Below are 23,203 nucleotides of genomic sequence, written 5' to 3' on the forward strand. Positions count from 1 at the left end.
GACGTTAGGTTAGCCTTACCAATGTTCCGCCCCGCGCGAACGAGTCCCCGCCCGAACCGCGCCCCCAGAGAGACCCATGCTCGCCACGCTCGTGATCGGCCTCCGTGAAGGCCTCGAAGCGACGCTCATCGTCGGCATCATCGCCGCGTTCCTCCGCCGCAACCGGATCCCGCTCGCGCCGATGTGGCTCGGCGTCGGCGTCGCGGTCCTGCTGAGCATCGGGGTGGGCGTCGGACTGCAGGTGGTGGAGCAGGCGCTCCCGCAGGCGCAGCAGGAGGCCATGGAGGCGGTCATCGGCGTCGTTGCGGTGGTCTTCGTCACCGGGATGATCCTCTGGATGCGCGGCCACGCACGTTCGATGCGCGCCGAGCTCGAGTCGAGCGCGTCCGCGGCGGTGGGCACCGGGACCGCCTGGGCGCTCGCGGGGATGGCGTTCCTCGCCGTCCTCAAGGAGGGCTTCGAGACGTCGGTGTTCCTGCTCGCCACCTTCCAGGCCTCGTCGGACACCGCGCTCGCGGCCCTCGGTGCGGTGGTCGGCGTGCTCGTCGCGGTCGGCATCGGCTACGGCATCTACACCGGCGGCGTGCGCCTGGACCTGTCGCGGTTCTTCGCCGGCACCGGGGTCTTCCTGGTGTTCGTCGCCGGCGGACTCGTCCTCACCGTCCTCCGCCGCGCCCACGAGGCCGGCTGGATCGTCATCGGGCAGCAGGGCACGGTCGACCTGTCGTGGCTCGCTCCGAACGGGTCGGTGCAGGGCGCGCTCGTCACGGGTGTCCTCGGCATCCCACCGGACCCGCGGGTCATCGAGGTCCTCGGCTGGCTCGCCTACGTCGTCCCCGTCCTGCTCATCACCGTGTGGCCGAACTCCCGCCGTCCGAGCGCCGCGGCACTCCCGCGGATCCGCATCGGGTTCGCGGCGGTGTTCGCCCTCGCGGCCGTGGTCCTGGCAGTCGCCGTACCGACCGGTCACGCCGACGTCCCGACGACGGTCGCCGTCCGTCCGGGTGCGGGTGACGGCGGCTCGACCGACCCGTTCCGTGTCCGTGCCGAGGTCGACGGCGACAGCGCGACACTCGTCGCCCGGGGGCGCACCACGACACTGCCCGCTTCGGCACACATGACCACGGTGCACGACGGCGTCGAGGCCGATCGCTGGCGGACCTCGGCGGCCTCGTCGACGGCCGGTCGTCCGACCACCATGAGCGTCGACGACCTCGCGACGCTGTTCGGACGCGTCCCGGTCGGGGTGTCGCCGAGCCAGAACCCCGGACCCTACGCGGCGCGGTGGTCGAGCCGTGCGACGACGACGCTGTGGTCCGTCGACGGCGGGGTCCTCGACGCGCAGCGTGTCGACCGCACCGTGCTGACGCTCTCCGGCGGCGGTCTCCCGACCACGCGGACCTACTCCGTCACGGCGACGGACTGGGCGGTTCCCAGCGCGACCGCTCAGCGGACCGCAGCGGCCGTGGCGGACGCAGCCCGTGCCTCCCGGGAGGCCGTCCTCTGGAGGACCTGGCTCCCGCTCGCCCTCGGCGTCGCCGCCGTCACCCAGCTCGTGCTCACGCTCCGCGACCGACGCCGTGCGCGACGCCCGGTGGCCGCACCCACGACCCCCACCACACCCGAGCCGCACCTGGCCCGGGTCGACACAAGGAGCCCCACACATGCCGTTCGGTGATCGCCGCGCGCTTTCCGTCCTCGTCCTCGGTGCCACCGTCACGGCGGCCGCCCTCGCCCTCACCGGGTGCGCGACGTCCTCGTCCTCGGCGACCGACGACGCCAGCAGCGCCGGCAAGGTGTCCCGGGTCTCGGTGACGCTGACGAACGACGGGTCGGACAAGTGCGCCGTCTCGACGGACTCCGTGCCCGCGGGCCCCGTGACCTTCACCGTCGAGAACAAGTCCTCGACCGCGATCACCGAGGTCGAGCTGCTGCAGGACCAACGGATCTTCGGCGAGAAGGAGAACCTCGCGCCGGGCCTCGACCCCGTGCAGTTCACCGCGACGCTCGGCGGTGGGGAGTACCAGGTGTACTGCCCCGGTGCCACGAAGGAGCTCACCGACCTGACCGTCACCGGGAAGGTCGCGTCGACGGCGAACAGCAGTGCGGCGACGCTCCTGCAGAGCGGGAGCAAGGGCTACTCGGAGTACGTCGACGCGCAGGTGGACGACATGGTCACGGCCGTCAAGCAGCTGCAGACCGACATCGACGCGGGGAACCTCGAGGCCGCGAAGACCGACTACGCGAACGCGCGCCCCTACTACGAGCACGTCGAGAGCGACGTCGACGGGTTCGTCAAGAAGGGGTTCAAGGCCACCGACAACGCGGGGAACCTCGACTACCTCATCGACATGCGGGAGTCGAACCTCGACCCCGCGGTCGGCTGGCACGGGTTCCACGCCGTCGAACGCGACCTGTTCCAGAACGGCGCGATCACTGCCGACACCAAGACCCTCGCCGCCGAGCTCACGACGAACGTCGAGCTCTTGGACGAGCTCGTGCCGACGCTCCACTACAAGCCCGAGGACCTGGCGAACGGTGCGGCCGGGCTCCTCGAGGAGGTCCAGTCCAACAAGATCACGGGCGAGGAGGAGCTCTACAGCCACATCGACATCGTCGACCTCGCGGCGAACGTCGAGGGCGCGCGGCAGGCGTTCGCCTACCTGAAGCCCGGCATGCAGAAGCTCGACCCGACCATCACCAAGCAGATCGCGTCGGAGTTCGACACGACGAACGCGATGATGGACAGCTTCCGGGACGCGAACTCGATCGGCGGGTTCGTCACGTGGGACGCCGCCGCGAAGGCCGCGGACGCCAACAAGATCTCGCAGCAGATCCAGGCGCTGCAGGACCCGCTGTCCCGGCTCGCCGAGAAGGTCGCGACCGCGTGACCGCACGGGAGGCGCAGGAGACGCCCGCAGACGGCTCGAACCCCCGGGACGGCGCGTCCGGTGTCTCCCGCCGTGGACTCTTCGGCGCGGGCCTCGTCGCCGCCGGCGCGGGGGCCGGCGCGATGGCCGGCATCGGCGGGACGCTCGGGGCCGAGGCCGCGACGGCCCCGCCCGGCGACGAGTCGATCGACCTGTCCCGGAGCCACCCGTTCTACGCCGTCGCCGCTGGCGACCCGCAGGGCGGCATCCGCACCCAACCCCAGCGGTACTGCGTGTTCATGACGTTCGACCTGTCGTCATCGGTCGCGACGGACCTGCAGGTGCTCCTCGCCCGCTGGTCCGCGTCCATCGCGCAGCTCCAGGCCGGTGCGACCGTCGGCGCGGTGGTCCCCCCGCACGGCGACGGCGTCGGCGCGGACACGGGGGAGGCGCTCGACCTCGGGCCGGCGTCGCTCACGGTCACCGTCGGGCTCGGTCCGGGCGTCTTCGACGAGCGCTTCGGCCTCGCCGACCGCCGACCGGCGGGACTCGCCCCGATCCCGGCGCTCCCGAGCGACCGGCTCGACGACGCGCTCTCCGGCGGCGACCTGTCCCTGCAGGCGTGCGCGGACGATCCGCAGGTGGCGTACCACGCGGTGCGGGACCTGGCCCGGATCGCTCGGGGAACCGCGACCGTCCGGTGGACCGTGCTCGGGTTCGGCCGAGCGTCGGCAGGGCGGAACCAGTCGACGCCGCGGAACCTCCTCGGGTTCAAGGACGGCACCAGGAACATCGAGACGGACGCCGACCACGACGAGTTCGTGTGGATGCCCCGCTCCCGCGCGACGGGCAGCACGGCCTGGATGCGCGGCGGGACGTTCCAGGTGGTCCGGAAGATCCAGATGAACATCGAGATCTGGGACGCCGACGGGATCAGCGACCAGCAGCGGATCTTCGGGCGGACGAAGGTCGAGGGCGGACCGCTCTCGGGCGGCTCGGAGCACACGACGCCGGACTTCGCGGCGAAGCACGCGGGCGGCGAGACGAAGATCGACCCGACGTCGCACATCGCGCTCGCGGCGCACGAGAACAACGGCGGGGTGAAGATCCTCCGCCGCCCGTACAACTACACGGACGGCCTCAACACCTACGGGCAGCTCGACGCCGGGCTGCTGTTCCTGGCGTACATGAACGAGCCGGAGCACTTCACCCGGCTGCAGCGGCGGCTCGGTGCGTCCGACCGCCTGAACGAGTACGTCTCGCACATCGGCTCCGGGGTGTTCGCGGTCCCGCCGGCACCGCGCAAGGGGTCGTACATCGGCGAACAGCTCTTCCGCTGACGTCGCGCGGGTCGGCCCGCCTGTGCGGTCGGGGTCGGTCGGCCTGCGCGTGTCGGATCGCAGGACACGCCGCGTGCTGCTGGTGCCACGCGGCGCGTTGTGCGATCTCGATGCGAGGGTGGCGGCGCGTTGTGCGATCCCCGAGAAGACACCCGGGGAAGCGAGAGTGGGTGCTCTCCGCCGTTTCCCTGGAGGCGGAGAGCACCCGCGCCACCGGGTCTCGTCAGGCGGAACCACCGCCCGGAATGAGAGGTGACCACGGCGGCGCTGTCGCGATGCGACGGTCCAGGGTACCGCTCGCACCTCCGATTGCACAGTGCGCGCAGCGCCGACACGGGGTGCCGCGATCCCGCGTCGCGCTGCCGGGCGGTGCTGCGGGACGGCGCAGACCGGCCGGGTCCGCAAGATGGTCGGATCCGGCCGGTCTGGAGGCACTGGCTCAGTCCCCGAGGAGCGCTCGGCGCCGGCGGAGCTGGAGCAGGATGCCCGCAGTGAGCAGCACCCCGGCGGCGACGGCCGGCGCGAGCACCGAGCCGCCCGTGAACGCGAGGGCGTCCGTGCCGGTGCGCCCCGCCGTCGAGCGGACACCCGTGACGGATCCATCGGCACCGGAGCCGACGACACCGGACCCGCCGGCACCGGGGTCGCCCGCTCCGGGAACGTCGTCCCCGGGGTCGGTCGGGTCGACAGCCGGCACGGCGACGACGAGGGGCAGGGCGATCTGCTGCCCGGTGGACGCGATGGTCACCACGAACGTCCGCGGCGCGGCGACGGCGGCGACCACGTCCGCGGCGCGGGTGGTGTCTGTGACCGGCACCGTGCCTCCCGTCCGTGCCGCGGCAGCGGCCGCCTCCGGCACCGTGAACGTCAGCGACGCGCGCCCCTGTTCGTCGGTGGTGTCGACGATCCGGGGGTCGATCTCGGCCGAGGCGAGCTCCTGGCCGTCGAAGCCGACCGACACCGTGCCGCCCTGCTCGCCCGCGGTGCTGAACGTCAGCGAGGACAGGTCGATCGTCACGCTGTCGCCCACCGCGAAGCCCTCGGCGGGTGCCGGCGTCGTGCTGACACCGACGGCGCGCTGGGTGAGCGCGGGGGAGACCACCGGGTTGCTCGCGAAGTAGTCGACCTGGGCCTGCAGGTCGACCTGGCCGCTGTCCGCCTTCGCCGCGGCACCGTCGAACGCGGTGAAGTTGTCGCCGCCGGACGCGAGGAACGAGTTGACCGTGACCTTGTACGTGGTGCCGGCGTCGATGGCGGTGTCGTCGAGGGTCATGCCGGTGATGCGCGAGCCCGCTGCGGCGTCCGGGTCGTACGTGGACGAGAACCCGTCGGAGACGCCGAGCTTCAGGAACGGGCGCCCGGCTCCGGCCGGCTGCCACTGCTGCTCGAGCGCCGCCTTGATCTGCGCGCCCGTCAGGTCGAGCACCACGAGGGTGTTCGCGAACGGCTGGACCGCCGCGGCCTCCTGGTACGTGACGTTCCCCGTCGGGTCGTCGGCACCCGTCGAGGCGGCGAGCATGTCCGCGCGGAGCCCGCCGGGGTTCATGAACGCGATCTGCGCACCGTTCCGCTCGGTCGCGGTCCGCTGCACCTCGGCGACGAAGTTGCCGAGGGTGGACTCCCCACCGCGGTTCTCGTCCCCGTTGGTCTGCGTCGCCCGGCGGAGGTCGTCGGTGATCTCGCCGACCTTCACCTTGCCCTTGACCGCGGCGACGGCCTTGGCGGCGTCGACGATCGGGGTGACGGCGGGGTCGGCCGTGAAGCCGTTGCGGGCGAGGGGGACGTTCTCGGCCGTGACGGACGCGACGGACATGTCCGCCGTGTCGACCTGGAGCCGCAGGTGCCCGAGGTACCCGCCGTACGAGCCGGTCTGGATCACCGGGCGGGCGACGGTGCCGTCCGTCGGGATGATCTCGTGGTCGTACAGCTGGTGGGTGTGGCCCGAGAGGATCGCGGACACCTTGCTCGTGACACCCCTGGCGATGTCCGCGAAGTCCGATCCGTCCGTCGCCGAGGTGATCGCGGGGGTGGCGGCACCCTCGTGCAGGAGGAGCACGAGCACGTCCGCCTCACCGTTGGTGTCGACACCGTCGGTCAGGTCGGTCGCGACGGCGTTCACCGAGTCGACGACGTCGGTCATCTCGAGGCCCTCGATCCCGGCGGGGCTGACGAGCTCCGGGATGAGCTCGGTCGTCGCGCCGATGAACCCGACACGGACCCCGCCGACCTCCTTGACCGAGTACGCGTCGAAGGCCGGTTCGCCCGTGGCGCTGACGACGAGGTTCGCGGAGACGTAGTCGAAGTCGGCGTTCCGGCTGCCGTCCGCGCCGATGATCCGGTCGCGGAGGTCGGCCTGGCCGCGGTCGAGCTCGTGGTTGCCGATCGCGCTGACGGCGAGGCCCGCGGCGCCGGCCGGGTCACCCTGCTTCGGCGACGGGCTGCTCGGCACGGGCTCGATCCGTCCGTGGAAGTCGTTGATGTCGAGCAGGTCGATCGTCGCGAGGTCGGCGGCGGCTGCTGGAGCGGCGGTCGGAGCAGCCCTGACGGGTGTCGCTCCCGCGTCCTCGACCGCGCTGGCGGGTGTGCCGAGCACGGTGACGAGCCCGATCGTGCCGAGGGCCACCGTGGCGAGTGCGGCTCGACGGAACCGCGTCCGTCCGGGTGTCGTGGTGGAGGATCGGGCGGGGTGACGGCGCGCTGGCATCGGTCTGGGGACTCCTGGTGGCTGCATGACGACCCCCGAGCGGGGGTCATCGGGAACCTATGAGATCACTCAGGAACACGCAACCGGGACGCGCCCTCGTCACACAGAGTTCACGTGCCCGAGCAGGAGGTCGATCGTGTCGGCGAGCCGGTCGCGGTGCTCTGCAGCGTTCTCCACCTGTTCCTTGAGCCCGATCGACGTGCTGATCAGCGTCGCCGCGATCCGCACACCGAGTGACTGTCCGACGACCCGGGTGATCGCGGTCTCGATCACCATGGCGAAGCGTGCGGAGGCCGTCGCGGGGAGTGACCCGAGGAGCTGCGGATTGCCGTTGACGAGCGCGGTGAGTGCTCGACCGTCCGGACTGACGTAGCGTCCGGCCCACTGCTCGAAGGCGCGGCTGAGCCGGGCGGGGAGCGGCACGGTGTCGTCGGCCATCACGTGGCCGATCACGGCGAGGTCCCGCTCGAGCGCCTCCGTGACGGCCGCCCGGAAGAGCGTCTCCTTCGACGCGAACAGGAAGTAGAGCCCCGGCCGTGAGATGTCCGCGGCCTGGGCGACGGCGTCCATCGAGGTCTTCCGGTACCCGAACCGGGCGAACGTGGTGACCGCGGACTCGAGCACGCGGTCTCGTCGTGTCGGTTCCGTCGTCGAGCTCATGCAACGACCATACCAACTGTACGACAGCCATCAAACGTGTATAGTGTTCCCATGACTGATCGCGTCCGCATCACCACTCCGTTCTCGGCGACGTCGACCGCCGAGGACGTCGTCCGCGGCGTCGACCTCCATGGCGTCCGGGCGGTCGTCACCGGCGCGACGTCGGGGCTCGGCGTCGAGACCGCGAGGGTCCTCGCCGCCGCCGGTGCCGCCGTGACGCTCGCGGTGCGGAACGTGGCCCTCGGCGAGGACATCGCCGCGACGATCGCCAGGACACCCGGCGCGGTCCGTCCGCAGGTGGCGCACCTCGACCTGGCGGACCCGGGGTCGGTCACGCGGTTCCTCCAGGGGTGGGACGGTCCGCTGCACCTCCTCGTGGCGAACGCCGGCCTCGTCACCGCCGGCCTCGAGCGCACCGCGGCCGGGTGGGAGCTGCAGTTCGCCACGAACCACCTCGGGCACCACGCCCTCGCCACGGGGCTCCACCCGGCGCTGGCGCGCGGCGCGATCGACCGTGACGGAGCCCGCGTCGTGGTCCTCAGCTCGACCGCCCACATGCGCGCCGACGTCGACTTCGCCGACCTGCAGTTCGAGCGACGACCGTACGACCCGCAGATCGCGTACGCGCAGTCGAAGACCGCGAACTCGCTGTTCTCGGTCGAGGCGTCCCGACGGTGGGCGGACGACGGCATCGTGGCGAACACCGTCAACCCCGGCGGCATCGCGACCGGCCTGCAGCGGAACTTCTCCGCGGCGCAGCGGGCATCGCTCGACGCTGCCGAGGCCGCCGGTGCCTTCTCGTACAAGACCGTCGAGCAGGGAGCCGCGACGACGCTCGTCGCCGCGGTCCGGCCGGAGTTCGCCCGGACCGGCGGGCACTACCTCGACGACGGCCAGGAGGCGTACACGGTCGGGAACGACGCCACGCTCCTCGAGCACCCGCACGGGGTCAAGGAGTGGGCCCTCGACCCGGCTGCCGCCGAGCGCCTCTGGGACGTCTCCGACCACCTCATCGGTCGCTGAGCGAGCGGGCACGGTCGCTGATGCGGAGAGCCGGTCCCCGTTCCGGGGTGGTGGCCGCCTACTTGCGGTCGCCGATGTGCAGCGCGCCCTTGACGCGCTCGACGCCCTCGGCGGCCATCGCCTTGGCGGAGTCCACGACGACCGAGACCTCCTCGGGGTCGCCCTTGAGGAGCGACTTCGCGGTGTTGACCGCGTACTCGGCGGTGATGTGCGGCGGGAGCGGCGGGACGTTCCGCGACACGTAGGCGTCGATGAGCGTCACACCGTCGTGGGCGAACGCAGCGGCGACGGCGGCATCGACCTCGTCGTCGGAGTGCACCGCGACGCCCCGGAACCCGAGGAGCTCGGCGTACCCGGCGTAGTCCATCGTCTCGACGTCCTGGGAGCCCCGCCACATCGGGTTGCCGTCCTCGGTGCGCATCTCCCACGAGACCTGGCCGAGGTCGTCGTTGTGCATGACGACGATGACGAGCTGCTTGTTCTCCCACTGGTGCATGTACTTCTTGACGGTGATGAGTTCGTTCATCCCGAGCATCTGGAACGCACCGTCGCCGATCGTGCAGACCGCGGGCCTGTCCGGGAACGCGAACTTGGCGGCGACCGCGTACGGCATCGCCGCGAGCATCGTCGCGAGACGCCCGGACATGTCGCCGTGCATGCCGCGGCGGAGGCGGATGTGGTGGCCGTACCAGTCCGCGGTGGTGCCGGCGTCGCAGGTGACGGTGACGCCCTCCGGGAGGTGCTCGTTGACGGCGTGGATCACCCGGCGCGGGTTCACGCCGTCGCTGTAGGACACCTCGGCCTGGGCGTCCATCTCGTGCTCCCAGTCGACCATCTCGGCCGCGACCTGCTCCTGCCAACGCTTGTTCGGGGTGCCGGACGCGCTCTTGTCGGTGAGGAGCGGCAGCACGGCCTCGAGGGTCGCGCCGACGTCGCCCCAGAGGTTCAGCTCGGTGGGGTAGCGGAGGCCGAGCATCTCGGGCTTGATGTCGACCTGGATGCCACGGGCGCTCCCGGTCTTCGGCAGGTACTCGCCGTAGGGGTAGTTCGACCCGAGCAGGACGATGGTGTCGCACCGCTTGATCTGGTGGAGGCTCGGCAGCGACCCGAGGAGCCCGACCTGCTGGGTGTGGAACGGGACGTCGGACGGGATCACGTCCTTGCCGCGGAGGGCCGTGATGATGCCGGCGCCGGACTTCTCGGCCGCCTCGAGCACCAGGTCGGTCGCGCCCCGGGCACCGGCGCCGACGAGGAACGTGACCCTCTCGCCGGCGTTGATGATGTCCGCCATCTTCCGGATCTCCTCCGCGGGCGGCGTCACGCGGAGCGAGGGGGCGGCGTCGCTCGACCGGGAGACCCAGTGCTCGGCGCCCGGCTCCTTCCACGGCAGCGACTGCACGTCGTGCGGCATGATGACGACCGCGGGCTGCTTGCGGAGCATCGCGGTCTTGAACGCCGTGTCGATGACGACCTGCGCCTGGTCCGGGGTCGTGATCGTCTCGGTGTAGCAGGACACGTCGGCGAACACCCGCTCGAGGTCCGAGACCTGCTGCGTGAACGTCCCGATGGACGCGAGCCCCTGCTGACCGAGGATCGCGACGACGGGCTGGTTGTCCATCTGCGCGTCGTACAGCCCGTTCAGCATGTGGAACGCGCCGGGGCTCGAGGTGGCGACGCAGACCCCGACCTCGCCGGTGAACTTGGCGTGCGCCGTCGCCATGAGGGAGCAGATCTCCTCGTGCGTCGGCCGGACGTACTCGATCCCGGTGCCGTCGTCCTGGGTCGCGCCGAGCGCCCCGTCGAACGCACCGATGCCGTCGCCCGGGTACCCGAAGATCCGGCTCACGCCCCAGTCCTGGATGCGGTGGATGACGAACTCGCTGACGGTCTGGCTCATGCGGCAAGCCTGCCCGGGGTCGCTCACAGGAAACTCAGGCGGGTCGGGCCGCGCGGGGTACGGCAGGATCGGTGCATGGAGACGGTGTCGATCGACCTCAACGCGGACCTCGGCGAGGGCTTCGGCCGGTGGACGCTCGGCGACGACGACGCGATGCTCGACGTGGTGACGAGCGCGAACGTCGCGTGCGGGTTCCACGCCGGCGACCCGCTGTCCCTCCGTGGCGTGCTCGCATCCGCCGCCGGACGCGGCGTGGCCGTCGGCGCGCACGTCGCCTACCGCGACCTCGCGGGCTTCGGCCGCCGGTACGTCGACGCGTCCGCGGACGAGCTCGCCGCCGACGTCGTCTACCAGATCGGCGCCCTGCAGGCGCTCGCCGCGGCCGCCGGCACCGCCGTCCGGTACGTCAAACCGCACGGTGCGCTGTACAACGAGATCGCGTCCGGTGGACCCCACGCCGACGCCGTCCTGGAGGCGGTGCTCGCGGTGGACCCGCGGCTCCCGCTGGTCGTCCTGGCCGGTTCGCGCCTCGAGTCCCTCGCCGAGCGGGCCGGGGTGACCGTCGTGGCCGAGGCCTTCGCCGATCGGGCGTACGAACCGGGCGGCGCGCTCGTCTCGCGGCGCGCACCGGGTGCGGTGCTGTCCGACCCGGACGCGATCGCCGCGCGCGTGGTCGACCTCGTGACGACGGGGTCCGTCGAGGCGGTCGACGGTTCACGGGTGGCGGTGCGGGCGCGGTCGATCTGCCTGCACGGCGACTCGCCGGGCGCGGTGCACTCGGCACGGGCGGTCCGGGCGGCGCTCGAGTCCGCCGGCTGCTCGATCGAGTCCTTCGTCTGAGCCCGGGCATGTCCGCACGTCCCAGGTCCGTCCGTGTGCGGCCCGTCCATGTGCTGCCCGTCGGGCGTGACGCGGTGCTCCTCGAGCTCGAGGACGGTCCCGCCACGCTCGCCCTGTTCGACGCGCTCACGTCGGCGGTGTCGAGTGCTGCCGACCGGGGCGACTGGTCGGCGTCGATCGTCGAGGTGGTCCCGGCCGCACGGACCGTGCTCGTCCGGGTGCGCCCGGGGACCGGCGGCGTCGCACGGGTCGTGGCCGGGATCCGTGCGCTGCCGGTCGGTGCGGGGGAGCGGCCCCCGGGTGCGGTCGTCACGATCCCGGTGGTGTACGACGGCGCGGACCTGGCCGAGGTCGCCGAGCGGACCGGCCTGACCGTGGAGGAGGTCGTCCGTCGGCACACGGCCGCGGAGTACGACGTGGCGTTCACCGGCTTCGCACCCGGGTTCGCGTACCTGTCCGGTGGGGATCCGACGCTCGTCGTCCGGCGGCGATCGACCCCGCGGACGACGATCCCGGCCGGTGCGGTCGGGCTCGCCGGCCCGTTCAGCGGTGTCTACCCACGGTCGAGTCCCGGTGGCTGGCAGCTCGTCGGGCGGACGGCGCTGTCGATGTGGGACCTCGACCGGACCCCGCCCGCGCTGCTCCGTCCGGGCATGCGCGTGCGGTTCACGCGCGAGGACCCCGTGGCGCGACGACCCTCGCGCACCGGGACGGCGGTGGACGCCGTCGCGATGCGTGGAGACCGCTGCGATCCGTCGGCGATCGCGGAGCCACGCGGGAACGGGTCCTGGCTCGAGGTGCTCGACCCCGGGCTGCTCAGCCTCGTCGAGGACCTCGGGCGACCCGGGCAGAGCGCCCTCGGTGTCTCGGGCTCCGGTGCCGCCGACCGGGCCGCGTCCCGCCGCGCGAACCGGTTGCTCGGGAACGCGACCGGTGCCGCGCTCATCGAGCACGTCGGCGGCGGGCTCGTGCTCCGCGCGCACGGCGGGGTCGTCGTCGCGGTGACCGGAGCGTCGGGCCCGCTCACCATCGCGCGGCCGGCACCCGCGCGGGACGGGGCGGCGGACGCGGGCGACACTGCGCGGCTCGACGCCGTGCCGCTCGATGCCGAGCTGCTCGACGCCGAGCGGGATCGTCCGCTGCTCCTCCGCGACGGCGACGTGCTGGTCCTCGGCGCACCGACGACCGGCACGACCGCCTCCGTCGCCGTGCTCGGCGGGCTCGCCGTCCCGCCCGTGCTCGGATCGCGGTCGACGGACGTCCTCTCCGGGCTCGGACCCGCACCGCTCCGGGCCGGGTCCGTCCTGCCGCTCGGGACCGCGACCACCGGATCGGTGGCGGACGCGCCGGAACCCGGGCCACGCCTCCCGTCCGTCGGTGACGTGGTGACCGTCGACGTGACGCCCGGTCCACGCGACGACTGGTTCGGGGACGCGGCGCTCGCCGCGTTCCGGACGACCGACTGGCTCGTCACGCCGAGGTCGAACCGCGTCGGGTCCCGGCTCGCCGGACCGGCCCTGTCGCGCGTCGTCGACCACGAGCTGCCGAGCGAGGCGACGGTGGCCGGTGCCGTGCAGGTGCCGGCGGACGGCCAGCCCGTGGTGTTCCTCGCCGACCACCCGGTGACCGGCGGCTACCCGGTGATCGCCGTGGTCGTGCCGGAGCACCTCGGACTCGTCGCCCAGACGCCCCCGGGTGCGCGCCTGCGGTTCCGGGGGGTGTGAGCCGGCTCACACCGGGTCGGACGACTCCTCGGCGATGAGCGGGCGGAGGGTCCGATGGGCGATGCGGAGGCCCTCGAGGACCTTCTCGTCGGTCCCGCCCCAGAGCGGGTCCTCGTGCTCCACCGACAGCGTGCCGGTGAACCCCGCCTCGTACAGGCGGTCGACGACGTGCGGCCAGTCGACCACACCGCGCCCGGGGACCCGGAACCGCCACCAGCCCATGTCCCACGGATCGTCGCCCTTGTCGACCTTGCCGAAGAACCCGTACTCGTTGCGGCGGTCGGGGAACAGCTCGAGGTCCTTCGCCTGCGCATGGACGATGTGCTCCGCGAACGGCAGGATCGTGGTGACCGGGTCGATCCCGATCCACGTCAGGTGCGACGGGTCCCAGTTCAGGCCGAACCCGAGCCCCGTGACCCACCCCCAGAGCTCCGGCGAGTACGCGATGTTGCCCGGCGCCCCGTCCGGGTGCCAGCCCTCCATCACGCAGTTCTCGATGATCAACCGGACGCCGCGCTCCCCGGCGTAGTCGACCAGCTCGGGCAGGACCCGGTCGCCGAGCGCCATGTTCTCGCGGATCGACAGGGTGGTGTCGCGCCCGATGAACGTGCCGACGTACGGCACACCGAGCGTCGCAGCGGTGTCCACGGCGTGCCGCAGGTGCTCGTGCGTGGCCGCGCGGCGGTCGAGGTCGTGGTGCAGGTTGTTCTCGTAGTACGCGAGCGCCGAGATGTCGAGGCCGGTGCGGGCGAACAGGTCCTGGGTCCGCTCGGCGTCCTCGTCCGTGAACGTCGCGACCGGCAGGTGCGCCGCCTCGAACTCGCGGCCACCGACCTCCGGCCACACCGCGACCTCGAGCCGCTCGAACCCCTGGCCCGCCGCGAAGTCCGCGATCCGGTCGAGCGACCACCCCGGCAGGCACGCGGTCAGCATCCCGAGCTTCACGCGATCTCCCCCCACGAGGTCCCCGTGCCGTGCGATGCGGCGGCCGAGGCGACGACGGCGTCGACGATGCGGGCCGATCGTGCGCCGTCCGCGAAGGTCGGGAGTCCCTCGGGGACGTCCCCGCCGGTCCGACGGGCCCGCACGGCCGCGTACGTGTCGGCGACGAAGGCGGCGAACGCGTCGAGGTAGCCCTGCGGGTGCCCGGACGGCACGATCGCGAGACGACGTTGTTCCGGCGAGCCCTGCGACGGGTCCCGCACGACGATCGTCGCCCCGGTCTCCGTCCCGAACCACGCCGACTCCGGCTGCTCCTGGTCGAACGCGGCGCTGCCGCGCGAGCCGTCCACCTCGAACCACAGCCGGTTCTTGCGGCCGGAGGAGACCTGGGAGATGACGACGTTGCCGATCCGGCCGGCCTCGGTGCGGAAGGTCGCGACGGCGGTGTCCTCGGTCGTGACGGGCTCCTGTGGGACCGCGACCGGGCCTCCCGTCCGGACGTCGACGGCGGGAGGGTCCGGGACCGGCGCCCCGGAGAACGACGGCCCCGACGCCGCCGGACGCGTCGGGTGGACGATGTCGGTGACCGCGCTCACCGACGCGAACCGCTCCCCGGTGACGAACTCGACGAGGTCGCACCAGTGCGACCCGATGTCCGCGAACGCCCGCGACGCCCCACCGGCACCGGCGTCGACCCGCCAGCTCGACGATCCCTCGTCGAGCATCCAGTCCTGGAGGTACGAGCCGTGCACCGCGAGCACCCGCCCGAGTTCGCCAGCGGCGATCCGTGCCCGGATCTCCCGCACCATGGGGTGGTACCGGTACGCGAACGGCACGGTCGCGACGACGCCGGCAGCATCGGCCGCGGCGACGAGCTCGTCGGCCTGCGCAGCCCCGATCGCCAGGGGCTTCTCGCACACGACGTCGATCCCGGCGTCGATCACCGCGAGGGCCTGCGGGTGGTGCTGGTCGTTCGGCGTGCAGATGTGCACCACGTCCGGACGGTCCGCGAGCAGCTCGTCCATCGAGGCGTACCCCTGCTCGACGCCGAGGGACGCGGCGACCTCGGAGGACCGGTCCGCCGTCCGCCCGAGGATCCCGATGACCGTGGCACCGGCCGCGCGCGCGGACCGAGCGTGCACGCCCGCGATCATGCCCGTGCCGACGATGGCGACGCGCAGTGGTTCAAGAGTGTTCATGCTTCCCTCATGGTGTCGGGCCTCCGGCCGATCGGCACTGATCGATGCCACCCCATGGAGCCGAGCGTAACGTCTCGGCCATGCCTGAGACGAGCCGCGACACCGAGACCCCGTTCCACCCCGTCGGCCGCTACGGGCTCGACGGCCGCACCGTCGTCGTCACCGGCGCGGGCTCCGGGATCGGCCGGGCGATCGCCCGCGCGTTCCTCGACCAGGGCTGCAACGTCGTCCTCGCCGGCCGCCGCGAGGACGCCCTCGCCGAGACCGCCGAGGGTGCGCACGCCGACCACGTCATCGCCGTGCCGACCGACGTCGCCGACCGGGAGAGCGTCGCGGACCTCGTCGCGATCGCCGCCGACCGGTTCGGCGCGATCGACGTCGTCGTCAGCAACGCCGCCGCGTACGCGCAGGGTGAGATCGACGCGCTGAGCGACGACGACCTCCGCGCGATGACCGGGACGAACATCGACGGCTCGGTGTTCCTCGCCCAGGCGGCGATACCGCACCTCGAACGCTCGAAGGGCGTCCTCCTGTTCACCACGAGCGCGTCCGGGGTCCGGGGGGACTGGGGTCAGGCCGTCTACAACGCGACGAAGGGTGCGGTGACGATGCTGATGCAGTCGCTCGCCCTCGACCTCGGGGCGCGCGGCATCCGGGTGAACGCGGTCGCACCGGCGTTCACCCCCGGGCCGGCGCTCGCCGAGTCGCTCGCGGCGCCGGGCGCTGCGGCACCGTTCGAGAACCGGGTCGCGCTCGGCCGCCTCGGCCGCCCCGAGGACATCGCGCCGGCGTTCCTGTTCCTGGCGTCGGACGACGCTCGCTACATCACCGGGGTCACGCTGCCGGTGGACGGCGGGACGACCGCGTCGACGGGGCAGGCGCACGTCGGCTGAGCGCCTGTGTGTCCCCGCCCCCCCCCGCGCATCCGGGCCGCGGAGGCCGGTCCGTGAGTACGTTCTGGGTATGGGAATCCAGACGACACTCCTGATCCTCGGCGCGAGCGGCGACCTGTCGAAGCGGCTGTTGCTGCCCGGACTCGCGACGCTGCTCGACGTCAAGGAGGACTTCGACGTCCAGCTCATCGGCGCCGGGGTGGAGGACCTCTCCGAGGACGACTGGCGCGGCATCGTCCGCGATGCCTTCAGGTCCGCGGACTGCAGCGGCGGCCGCTTCGACGAGGTCGCCGCGAAGAGCACGTACACGAAGGCCGACGTCACGAGCGCGGACGACCTGACGGCTCTGCTCGGCGCCTGCGACCACGACCCCGCGATCTACTTCGCCCTGCCGCCCGCCATCACCGAGCAGGCGTGCGCGGTCCTGGCGAAGCTCGACCTGCCGCCGCAGACCAGGCTCGCCATGGAGAAGCCGTTCGGCACCGATGCCGACAGCGCCACGAAGCTCAACGAGCTCCTCCACACGTTCATCCCCGAGCAGCGGATCCACCGCGTCGACCACTTCCTCGGCCGGTCCACCGTGTTGAACCTGCTCGGCCTGCGGTTCTCGAACCGGATCATCGAGCCGCTGCTCTCCTCGACCCACGTGGAGAGCGTCGACATCGTCTACGACGAGACGCTCGGCCTCGAGAACCGCGCCCGCTACTACGACCACGCCGGCGCACTCACCGACATGATCCAGAGCCACCTCCTGCAGGTGCTCGCCGTCGTCGCGATGGAGGCGCCCGCGTCGCTCAGCGCCGACGACCTGCAGTCGCAGAAGGAGCTGGTGTTCCGGGCGGTCAAGCCATGGGGAGGCGACCCCGCGACCGCCGGCAAGCGCGCCCGGTACACGGCCGGCACGGTCGGTGACCGGACGCTGCCGTCCTACGTCGACGAGGACGGCGTCGACCCCGACAACGAGACCGAGACGCTGGCGCAGGTCACCGTCGAGGTCGCGAACTGGCGCTGGGCGGGCGTGCCGTTCACGATGCGCTCCGGCAAGGCCCTCGGGCAACAGCGCCGCGAGATCATCATCACCTTCAAGCCGTCACCGCACGTGCCGGACGGGGTGAAGGGGCACCACGAGCAGGACAAGCTCCGGATCTGGATCGCCCCGGACGAGATGAGTCTCGAACTCAACGTGAACGGGCCGGGCGACCCGTACGAGATCGACCGGGCGAAGCTCGAGACGAAGTTCAACCCCGGGCGGCTCTCCGCGTACGGCGAGGTCCTCGCGGGCGTGCTCGAGGGCGACTCCACCCTCTCGGTGCGCGGCGACAGCGCTGTGCAGTGCTGGAAGATCGTCCAGCCGGTGATCGACGCCTGGAAGCACGACGAGTCCCCGCTCGACGAGTACCCCGCCGGCTCCTCCGGTCCCGAGAGCTGGGACAACCTGCTGCGCTGAGGTCGTCCGGGGTGGTATGGCGCTCCCGTCCTGCGGTGCCGACCGAGACCCGAGGCCCCCCGCCCGCCCCGAGGTGCCCCGCGTACGGTCGGTCACGTGACCACCATCGAAGACATCCTGCAGACCGTCCCGGCACCGGCGGGCGCCGACATCCACCTCGAGACCGTCGACTACGACCAGGACGGGACACCGCTCCAGGGGATCCTCGCGAAGGACACCGCCATCGGGGAACGCCGCCCGGCCGTGCTCGTCGTCCACGACTGGTTCGGCGTCAACGAGCACATGGAGGCGCGCGTCACGATGCTCGCCCGGCTCGGGTACGTCGCCTTCGCCGCGGACATCTACGGCACGGGGGTCCGTCCCGGCCCGGACGAGGCGGGACAGGTCGCCGGGAGCTTCTACCAGGACCTGCCGCTGCTCCGCGCGCGTGCTCGGGCCGGCCTCGACCGGCTCCTCGCGGACCCGGACGTCGACCCCGCGAAGGTCGCGGTGATGGGCTACTGCTTCGGTGGTTCGACGTCGCTCGAACTCGCCCGGAGCGGCGCTCCGCTCGTCGGCGCGCTCTCGTTCCACGGCGGCCTCATCACGCACGAGCCCGTGGACGTCGACGCCATCGAGGCCAAGCTCCTCGTCATGACGGGGGCTGCGGACCCGATGGTCACCGACGACAAGGTGTCGGCGTGGCAGGACGAGATGCGCACCGACCCGTCGGTCGACTGGGAGGTCGTGTCATACTCCGGCGCGATGCACGCCTTCGCGGTCCCCGGCACCGACTCGCCGGAGCACGGCGCGCAGTACCAGGCGCGTGCCGACCGTCGGTCCTGGCGGGCGATGGAGGACTTCTTCGCGGAGGTCTTCGACGAGGAGCCCGCGTCCTGAGCTGACACCGTCCCGCGCCGGACCGGCGCGCCGCCGATTGGCGTGCCACGACCAGCGCTGGTAGAGTCTTCCTCGGTCGCAAGGCCATGCGCTCGTAGCTCAATGGATAGAGCATCTGACTACGGATCAGAAGGTTGGGGGTTCGAGTCCCTTCGAGCGCACACAGCAATGACAGAACTGTGTTGAGACAGTAGCCGCAGCAGTGCGGCACGGAGCAGGGCCCTGGCGGACAGCCGGGGCCCTGTTTCGTTGTGCCGACTCTCGAACGCTCGTTGCATCAGCCCCGAACGCCCCACCGCGCCCGGATCGCCAACACGCCTCGCCGCCGGCGTGCCGCCGCCGGGCCTGTGCCACCGACGAGCCTGTGCTACCGACGAGCCTGTGCTGCGGACCCCGGCCGGCACCGAACGGGAGGCGCGACGCGGGCTGGCGCCGTGCCTCCCGTCCGACGGGGACGCAGGACTCCACCGCGATCGCAGGCCCCGCTGTCGCACCGTCGGCGTGCGTTCCTGAACCGCCACGAGCCATGCGGCGGGACGGGAGCCGCGCATCAGTGCGCCGGTGCGTGCCGCGCGAACAGGCCGGGCAGCAGGCCGCCGATCTTCGTGCCGACGCACAGGCTCACGAAGGTCGCGACGGGCGTCGCGAGGGACTGCGCGTCGAAGGTCGCGACCGCGACGAGCCCGACCGTGCCCGGCACGAGCAGCAGGAACGCCGGGAGGAACGACACCGTCGCGGGGACCGCCGGGACGAGCCGTTCGAGCAGCCGGGTCGCGACGAAGAGCACGGCGGCCGCAGCACCGGTCGCGACGATGCTGCCGAGGAGGGGCGAGAAGGCCGAGACCAGGGCGTACGCCCCGATCATGACCACGATGGACGCCGCGGTGAGCTTCCATCCGGCACCGAACACCAGGCCGATGCCGACGGCCAGCACCGCGACGGCCACCCAGGACAGCCAGTAGGGAGGTACCGCCTCCCAACCGCCGCGGTCGGTGCCGACCCCCGCGACCTGGCCCACGAGCGCGGCCGACCGCGGGTCCACGTGCAGGCCGGTGAGAGCGGCGCCGGCAGCGATCCCGGCAGCCATGAACCCGAGCATGATGATGCCCTGCATCAGGCGCGCCGACCCGGTGACGATGTCCGCGGCGGTCAGCTCGAGGAGTGCGTTCGTGATGAGTGCCCCGGGGACGAACACCGCGACCGGCGCGCAGACGGCGAAGAGCGGGACGTGTCCGAAGGACGTCTCGGCGGCGACGAGTCCGACGATCGTCGTCGACACGAAGGCGGCGAGGAACGGGATGACGGCGACGGCCTCGCGGAAGCGGCGCAGGAGCAGTCCGATGACGCCGACGACCGCGCCGACCCCGAGCGCGACGAGGATCGCCCACCACGGGCAGCGGAACACAACGGCGAGCCCGGCGGAGGTCAGCGCGTTGCCGAGCACCCAGGGGAGCGGGGCCGGGGGACGACTGCCAGCACGGATCGCGGCCGTGCGCGCGGGGATCTCGGCGAGGGCGATCGAGCCGCTCTCGAGACCGAGGACGAGTCGGTTCGCGCGGGCGGCCTGACGGAACGAGAGCTCGGTGCCCGCCGCGTTCACGACGGTGGCGCTCCCGGTCGTGGCGTCGCTGATGATGACGAGCGCGGGCAGGACCCCGATCGTGAGCTCGTCACCGACCCCGGCGGCGTCCCGGGACTTCTCGACGGCGGACCGGACGTCGGTGACCGAGCTGCCGGCGTCGAGGAGGAGCGCGCCGAGCGTGCCGAGCAGCGTCCCGACGGGGGCTGGGTCGCCGTCGCCGTCGCCGTCCTCGCGGTCCGGTGCAGGAACAGGGGGTCGGAGGACTCCGCGGAGAGTTGCCAAGGCGCTGCCGAATCCGACCACACCGAGCATCGTAGGTCCTCGGCGGGGCAGGGTGCGTCTTGCCTCGGCGGGCGGCCGACCTCCCGGCGGTGCGGATCGCGGGACCAGTCTGGTAGCGGACATGCACTGACCGCTTCTCCTGCGAGAGTCGTCTGCATGACGATCATCACGACTCCGCATCTCAACTTCGACGGCAACGCCCGCGAGGCGCTCGACTTCTACGCCGCCGCACTCGGCACCCAGGTCACGTCCATGACCTACGGCGCGATGGGTGCCAGCGACGAGCCGGCCTGGGCCGACCGCATCGTGTGGGGGCAGGTCGAGTCCGCGTCCGGCGTCCGGGTCATGGCGTTCGATGTCTGGCCGGGACAGCCCTACGACCAGGGCGCGAACGCCTCGTACGTCTACCTGCACGGCGACGACGCCGACGAGGTCACGAGCGTGTGGAACGGCCTGCTCGACGGCGCAGAGGTCCGCCAGCCGCTCGGTCCGTCGGCATGGGCACCGCTCGCCGGACAGCTGCGGGACCGGTTCGGGGTCATCTGGGCCCTCGACGTCGCGGGCGACGCTCCGGCACACTGACCGGAGCCCGATCGGACGGGAGGCGCGGTGCGGGGCCGTCCCGCGCCTCCCGTCCGTCAGTGCTCGTCTCCGTCAGTGCTCGAGGTGCGTGTGTCGATCCTGTCCGCGAGGGCGTTCAGCGCGACATGCTGGCGACGATCGTGTTGAAGTCGCGTTCCGGGATCCGGAAGAGTCCGTGACGGAACGGGAGTCCCCAGTGCGTCGGGTCGGCGATGAACGACAGCTCGTCCACGAGGGGCTTCGCATCCACCGGCCGCCACGGATGGAAGCTCGCCGCGAGTCGCCAGGGGTGGAAGTCCTCGCTGACGTGTGCCTGGTACGGCTCCTCGCCGGTGATCGTGGCCCACGCGGTGAACTGCCGAACGGGTCTGCCGCCCATCAGGTCGGTGCGCGGGGAGTAGAACAGCATCTCGTCGCCGGGTCTGGGTCGCCGGAGCCGGGTCCCCGCTCCGTGGTCGGCCTGGGTGAACCCACCGACCGCCGCGGCTTCGACGTGGTCGAGGCTGACGGTGTTCATCCAGTGCCCCACGGTGTCGCTGATGGTCGGCTCCCTCGTTCGCGACGACGTCGGGGCGAACGTGCTCCGACCTCCACCAATCTATGTCAGAAGACTGACACGCGTCAACGGCTGGGGCGTCAGATGCCGGCGGTCACGACCGCGACGGCTGCGAGCCCGGCGAGCGTCACCACGAGCGGGAACACCCAGCCTGTCCGGACCGGTCGGCGATGGTGGCGCGGTGCGTTCGTCATCCCACGACCGTACGGAGCGGTGGCCCGCTGGTGCATCGACCGAACGGACCGGTTGTCCCGTCGATCGGACCGGTTCGTCCGTCGAACGGATGAACCGAACGGATCGGGGTCCTCGCCCGCGGAGGACGTCAGGTCCGCTGCATGACGGCGCGCCAGACCTGGTTCGGCAGGAGCGGCGGGGCGCTGAGCGGGCCCGGCGTCGGCGTCCGCAGTCCGTCCAGGACGAGGTCGACCCAGCGGCGGTGGACCTCGGGTGCGACGTCACGGAACACCTCGATGGTCCGGGCGATCGAGAGCTGCACCATCGCGATGTCGGTGGTCGCGAGGTCGGGGCGCACCGCCCCGGCGTCTCGTGCGCGGGTGATGATGCGGTCGACGTGCCCCTGGATCGCAGCACGGATCCGGAGGAGTTCATCGGCGCCCTCGAACCGCGTGGTCATCAGGGAGTGGTACCCCTCGCGGCGCGCCTCGATCGCGGCCGTACGGTGGACGTACTCGGCGAGGCCCGTCCAGGGATCCGGCTCGACCTCGCACGCGGTCACGACGTCGAGCACCTCGAGGAGCGGGTCGCGGAGGACGGCCTCCCAGAGGGCGGCGCGTGTCGGGAAGTGCCGGTGGAGTGTCGCGTTCCCGAGTCCGGCGGCCGCGGCGATCGGCTCGAGGGGTGCGTCGAACCCGAGCGCGGCGAAGGCTCGTCCGGCCGCGTCGAGGAGCGCGCTCCGGTTCCGGGCGGCGTCCTTCCGCACCGGACGTCCTCCCTGGAGATCGACCACGACCCGATCCTATGCTTGCGGATCGAAGAAATGGACAGTAGTGTCCAGATCGAAACGGATACACCTGTCCGTTTCAGACTCGGAGTCCTCATGACCATCGCAGCAGTTGTCCTGTCCCTCGTCCTCGCCGCCGCCATGCTCGGCTCGGGCACCATGAAGCTCCTCCGCACTCCGCAGATGCTGGCGCAGGTGGGCGTCGTGCACGTGACGCCTGCGCAGACACCCGTGCTCGGCGCGATCGAGGTCGCCGCGACCGTCGGGCTCGTCGTCGGACTGTTCTGGACCCCGATCGGGATCGCGGCGGCGATCGGCGCGGTGATCTACTTCGTCGGCGCGGTGGTCGCGCATGTTCGTGCCCATGACCGTGGGTTCGTGCCTGCGCTCGTCCTCGCGCTGCTGTCCGTCGCGACGCTCGTGGTGCTCATCCTGCGCTGACCGTGCGGTTCGGCCCCGTCTGAGGCTGTCCCACGCGGCCGAACTGCACGCTCGGCGGGTGGGCTGCGGCCGGCGGGCTGTGGGCGGCGGGCTTCGGGGCTGCGGGCTGCGGGACGCTCGGGACTAGGGACGTTCACCCTGCGCTGACCGTGCAGTTCGGCCGCGTCGGAGGCTGTGGCACGCGGCCGAACTGCACGCTCGGCGGCTGCGGGCTGCGGGCTGCGGGCTTCGGGGCTGCGGGCTGCGGGACGCTCGGGACTAGGGACGTTCACCCTGCGCTGACCGTGCAGTTCGGCCCCGTCGGAGGCTGTGGCACGCGGCCGAATTGCACGCTCGGCGATGCGAGGGTGGGCGGACGGGGCGGACGGGGCGCGGGCGGCG

General features: G+C 72.1%; 19 protein-coding genes and 1 tRNA gene. 12 read left to right on the forward strand and 8 right to left on the reverse strand.

What is annotated here, in order from left to right:
* Nucleotides 1-76: 76 nt before the first annotated feature.
* From efeU to ACO0E0_RS01790, 3 genes are read left to right on the forward strand one after another with little or no spacing between them, the layout of a single operon-like run.
* Nucleotides 77-1,678: an iron uptake transporter permease EfeU gene (gene efeU / locus ACO0E0_RS01780; RefSeq protein WP_422869686.1), complete on the forward strand. Its 1,602-nt coding sequence runs from the start codon at nt 77-79 to the stop codon at nt 1,676-1,678.
* Complete coding sequence (gene efeO, locus ACO0E0_RS01785) at nt 1,665-2,891, forward strand: iron uptake system protein EfeO (protein WP_422869687.1); 1,227 nt, start codon at nt 1,665-1,667, stop codon at nt 2,889-2,891. Before efeU ends, efeO begins: the two co-directional genes overlap by 14 nt.
* Entirely contained in the window at nt 2,888-4,210 is a 1,323-nt protein-coding gene (locus ACO0E0_RS01790; protein WP_422869688.1) for a Dyp-type peroxidase, read from the forward strand. Before efeO ends, ACO0E0_RS01790 begins: the two co-directional genes overlap by 4 nt.
* 439 nt (nt 4,211-4,649) lie before the next feature.
* Here the strand turns inward: ACO0E0_RS01790 and ACO0E0_RS01795 are convergent, their stop codons facing one another.
* Together ACO0E0_RS01795 and ACO0E0_RS01800 are read right to left on the reverse strand one after the other, a co-directional pair.
* Nucleotides 4,650-6,914 (reverse strand): bifunctional metallophosphatase/5'-nucleotidase, encoded by a 2,265-nt coding sequence (locus ACO0E0_RS01795; RefSeq protein ID WP_422869689.1) that lies wholly within the window; start codon nt 6,912-6,914, stop codon nt 4,650-4,652.
* Between the two features lie 99 nt (nt 6,915-7,013).
* On the reverse strand, nt 7,014-7,574 hold the full coding sequence (locus tag ACO0E0_RS01800) for a TetR/AcrR family transcriptional regulator (RefSeq protein WP_422869690.1): 561 nt from the start codon (nt 7,572-7,574) through the stop codon (nt 7,014-7,016).
* Nucleotides 7,575-7,625: 51 nt separating this feature from the next.
* On the opposite strand from ACO0E0_RS01800, the gene ACO0E0_RS01805 reads away from it, so the two are divergent.
* Nucleotides 7,626-8,597 (forward strand): SDR family NAD(P)-dependent oxidoreductase, encoded by a 972-nt coding sequence (locus ACO0E0_RS01805; protein WP_422869691.1) that lies wholly within the window; start codon nt 7,626-7,628, stop codon nt 8,595-8,597.
* 58 nt (nt 8,598-8,655) lie between these two features.
* Here ACO0E0_RS01805 and ACO0E0_RS01810 read toward each other — a convergent pair whose 3' ends face one another.
* A complete protein-coding gene (locus ACO0E0_RS01810; protein ID WP_422869692.1) occupies nt 8,656-10,494 on the reverse strand; it encodes a thiamine pyrophosphate-requiring protein in 1,839 nt (612 codons plus the stop codon).
* Nucleotides 10,495-10,569: 75 nt separating this feature from the next.
* On the opposite strand from ACO0E0_RS01810, the gene ACO0E0_RS01815 reads away from it, so the two are divergent.
* Together ACO0E0_RS01815 and ACO0E0_RS01820 are read left to right on the forward strand one after the other, a co-directional pair.
* A complete protein-coding gene (locus ACO0E0_RS01815; RefSeq protein WP_422869693.1) occupies nt 10,570-11,334 on the forward strand; it encodes a LamB/YcsF family protein in 765 nt (254 codons plus the stop codon).
* 8 nt (nt 11,335-11,342) lie between these two features.
* A complete protein-coding gene (locus ACO0E0_RS01820; protein ID WP_422869694.1) occupies nt 11,343-13,058 on the forward strand; it encodes a 5-oxoprolinase subunit B/C family protein in 1,716 nt (571 codons plus the stop codon).
* A gap of 6 nt (nt 13,059-13,064) precedes the next feature.
* On the opposite strand, the gene ACO0E0_RS01825 is transcribed toward ACO0E0_RS01820, so the two are convergent.
* Both ACO0E0_RS01825 and ACO0E0_RS01830 read right to left on the reverse strand, forming a co-directional pair.
* Nucleotides 13,065-14,003, reverse strand: coding sequence for a sugar phosphate isomerase/epimerase family protein (locus ACO0E0_RS01825; protein WP_422869695.1), 939 nt, complete (start codon nt 14,001-14,003; stop codon nt 13,065-13,067).
* Nucleotides 14,000-15,199 carry a Gfo/Idh/MocA family protein gene (locus ACO0E0_RS01830; RefSeq protein WP_422869696.1) on the reverse strand — a complete coding sequence of 400 codons (1,200 nt, stop codon included), beginning with the start codon at nt 15,197-15,199 and terminating at the stop codon, nt 14,000-14,002. The genes ACO0E0_RS01825 and ACO0E0_RS01830 overlap by 4 nt, the downstream gene beginning before the upstream one ends.
* A gap of 80 nt (nt 15,200-15,279) precedes the next feature.
* Between ACO0E0_RS01830 and budC the strand changes: the two genes are divergently transcribed.
* The 4 genes from budC (at nt 15,280) to ACO0E0_RS01850 (ending at nt 18,579) form a co-directional block, all read left to right on the forward strand.
* A complete protein-coding gene (gene budC, locus ACO0E0_RS01835; protein ID WP_422869697.1) occupies nt 15,280-16,092 on the forward strand; it encodes a meso-2,3-butanediol dehydrogenase in 813 nt (270 codons plus the stop codon).
* A gap of 70 nt (nt 16,093-16,162) precedes the next feature.
* Entirely contained in the window at nt 16,163-17,539 is a 1,377-nt protein-coding gene (locus ACO0E0_RS01840) for a glucose-6-phosphate dehydrogenase (RefSeq protein WP_422869698.1), read from the forward strand.
* Nucleotides 17,540-17,635: 96 nt separating this feature from the next.
* On the forward strand, nt 17,636-18,418 hold the full coding sequence (locus ACO0E0_RS01845) for a dienelactone hydrolase family protein (protein WP_422869699.1): 783 nt from the start codon (nt 17,636-17,638) through the stop codon (nt 18,416-18,418).
* An 88-nt stretch (nt 18,419-18,506) separates the two neighbouring features.
* Nucleotides 18,507-18,579, forward strand: a tRNA-Arg gene (locus ACO0E0_RS01850).
* Between the two features lie 389 nt (nt 18,580-18,968).
* On the opposite strand, the gene ACO0E0_RS01855 is transcribed toward ACO0E0_RS01850, so the two are convergent.
* The gene (locus tag ACO0E0_RS01855; RefSeq protein WP_422869700.1) at nt 18,969-20,282 is read right to left on the reverse strand and encodes a threonine/serine exporter family protein; all 1,314 of its coding nucleotides are present in this window, start codon (nt 20,280-20,282) and stop codon (nt 18,969-18,971) included.
* 156 nt (nt 20,283-20,438) lie between these two features.
* On the opposite strand from ACO0E0_RS01855, the gene ACO0E0_RS01860 reads away from it, so the two are divergent.
* Nucleotides 20,439-20,864: a VOC family protein gene (locus ACO0E0_RS01860; protein WP_422869701.1), complete on the forward strand. Its 426-nt coding sequence runs from the start codon at nt 20,439-20,441 to the stop codon at nt 20,862-20,864.
* 115 nt (nt 20,865-20,979) lie between these two features.
* Here ACO0E0_RS01860 and ACO0E0_RS01865 read toward each other — a convergent pair whose 3' ends face one another.
* Together ACO0E0_RS01865 and ACO0E0_RS01870 are read right to left on the reverse strand one after the other, a co-directional pair.
* On the reverse strand, nt 20,980-21,381 hold the full coding sequence (locus ACO0E0_RS01865; protein WP_422869702.1) for an EVE domain-containing protein: 402 nt from the start codon (nt 21,379-21,381) through the stop codon (nt 20,980-20,982).
* Nucleotides 21,382-21,742: 361 nt separating this feature from the next.
* The gene (locus ACO0E0_RS01870; RefSeq protein WP_422869703.1) at nt 21,743-22,387 is read right to left on the reverse strand and encodes a TetR/AcrR family transcriptional regulator; all 645 of its coding nucleotides are present in this window, start codon (nt 22,385-22,387) and stop codon (nt 21,743-21,745) included.
* A gap of 90 nt (nt 22,388-22,477) precedes the next feature.
* On the opposite strand from ACO0E0_RS01870, the gene ACO0E0_RS01875 reads away from it, so the two are divergent.
* Nucleotides 22,478-22,822, forward strand: coding sequence for a DoxX family protein (locus tag ACO0E0_RS01875; RefSeq protein ID WP_422869704.1), 345 nt, complete (start codon nt 22,478-22,480; stop codon nt 22,820-22,822).
* Nucleotides 22,823-23,203 lie beyond the last annotated feature (381 nt).

Origin of the sequence: Curtobacterium phyllosphaerae (assembly GCF_049341865.1) — a bacterium.
GTDB lineage: Bacteria > Actinomycetota > Actinomycetes > Actinomycetales > Microbacteriaceae > Curtobacterium > Curtobacterium phyllosphaerae.

Bases quoted from the DNA above. Each gene is read 5' to 3' on its own strand.
- ACO0E0_RS01805 (WP_422869691.1), top strand. From the start codon at position 7,626: ATGACTGATCGCGTCCGCATCACCACTCCGTTCTCGGCGACGTCGACC.
- ACO0E0_RS01875 (WP_422869704.1), top strand. From the start codon at position 22,478: ATGACCATCGCAGCAGTTGTCCTGTCCCTCGTCCTCGCCGCCGCCATG.
- efeO (WP_422869687.1), top strand. From the start codon at position 1,665: ATGCCGTTCGGTGATCGCCGCGCGCTTTCCGTCCTCGTCCTCGGTGCC.
- budC (WP_422869697.1), top strand. From the start codon at position 15,280: ATGCCTGAGACGAGCCGCGACACCGAGACCCCGTTCCACCCCGTCGGC.
- ACO0E0_RS01795 (WP_422869689.1), bottom strand. From the start codon at position 6,914: ATGCCAGCGCGCCGTCACCCCGCCCGATCCTCCACCACGACACCCGGA.
- efeU (WP_422869686.1), top strand. From the start codon at position 77: ATGCTCGCCACGCTCGTGATCGGCCTCCGTGAAGGCCTCGAAGCGACG.
- ACO0E0_RS01860 (WP_422869701.1), top strand. From the start codon at position 20,439: ATGACGATCATCACGACTCCGCATCTCAACTTCGACGGCAACGCCCGC.
- ACO0E0_RS01810 (WP_422869692.1), bottom strand. From the start codon at position 10,494: ATGAGCCAGACCGTCAGCGAGTTCGTCATCCACCGCATCCAGGACTGG.
- ACO0E0_RS01865 (WP_422869702.1), bottom strand. From the start codon at position 21,381: ATGAACACCGTCAGCCTCGACCACGTCGAAGCCGCGGCGGTCGGTGGG.
- ACO0E0_RS01830 (WP_422869696.1), bottom strand. From the start codon at position 15,199: ATGAACACTCTTGAACCACTGCGCGTCGCCATCGTCGGCACGGGCATG.
- ACO0E0_RS01840 (WP_422869698.1), top strand. From the start codon at position 16,163: ATGGGAATCCAGACGACACTCCTGATCCTCGGCGCGAGCGGCGACCTG.
- ACO0E0_RS01800 (WP_422869690.1), bottom strand. From the start codon at position 7,574: ATGAGCTCGACGACGGAACCGACACGACGAGACCGCGTGCTCGAGTCC.
- ACO0E0_RS01815 (WP_422869693.1), top strand. From the start codon at position 10,570: ATGGAGACGGTGTCGATCGACCTCAACGCGGACCTCGGCGAGGGCTTC.
- ACO0E0_RS01820 (WP_422869694.1), top strand. From the start codon at position 11,343: ATGTCCGCACGTCCCAGGTCCGTCCGTGTGCGGCCCGTCCATGTGCTG.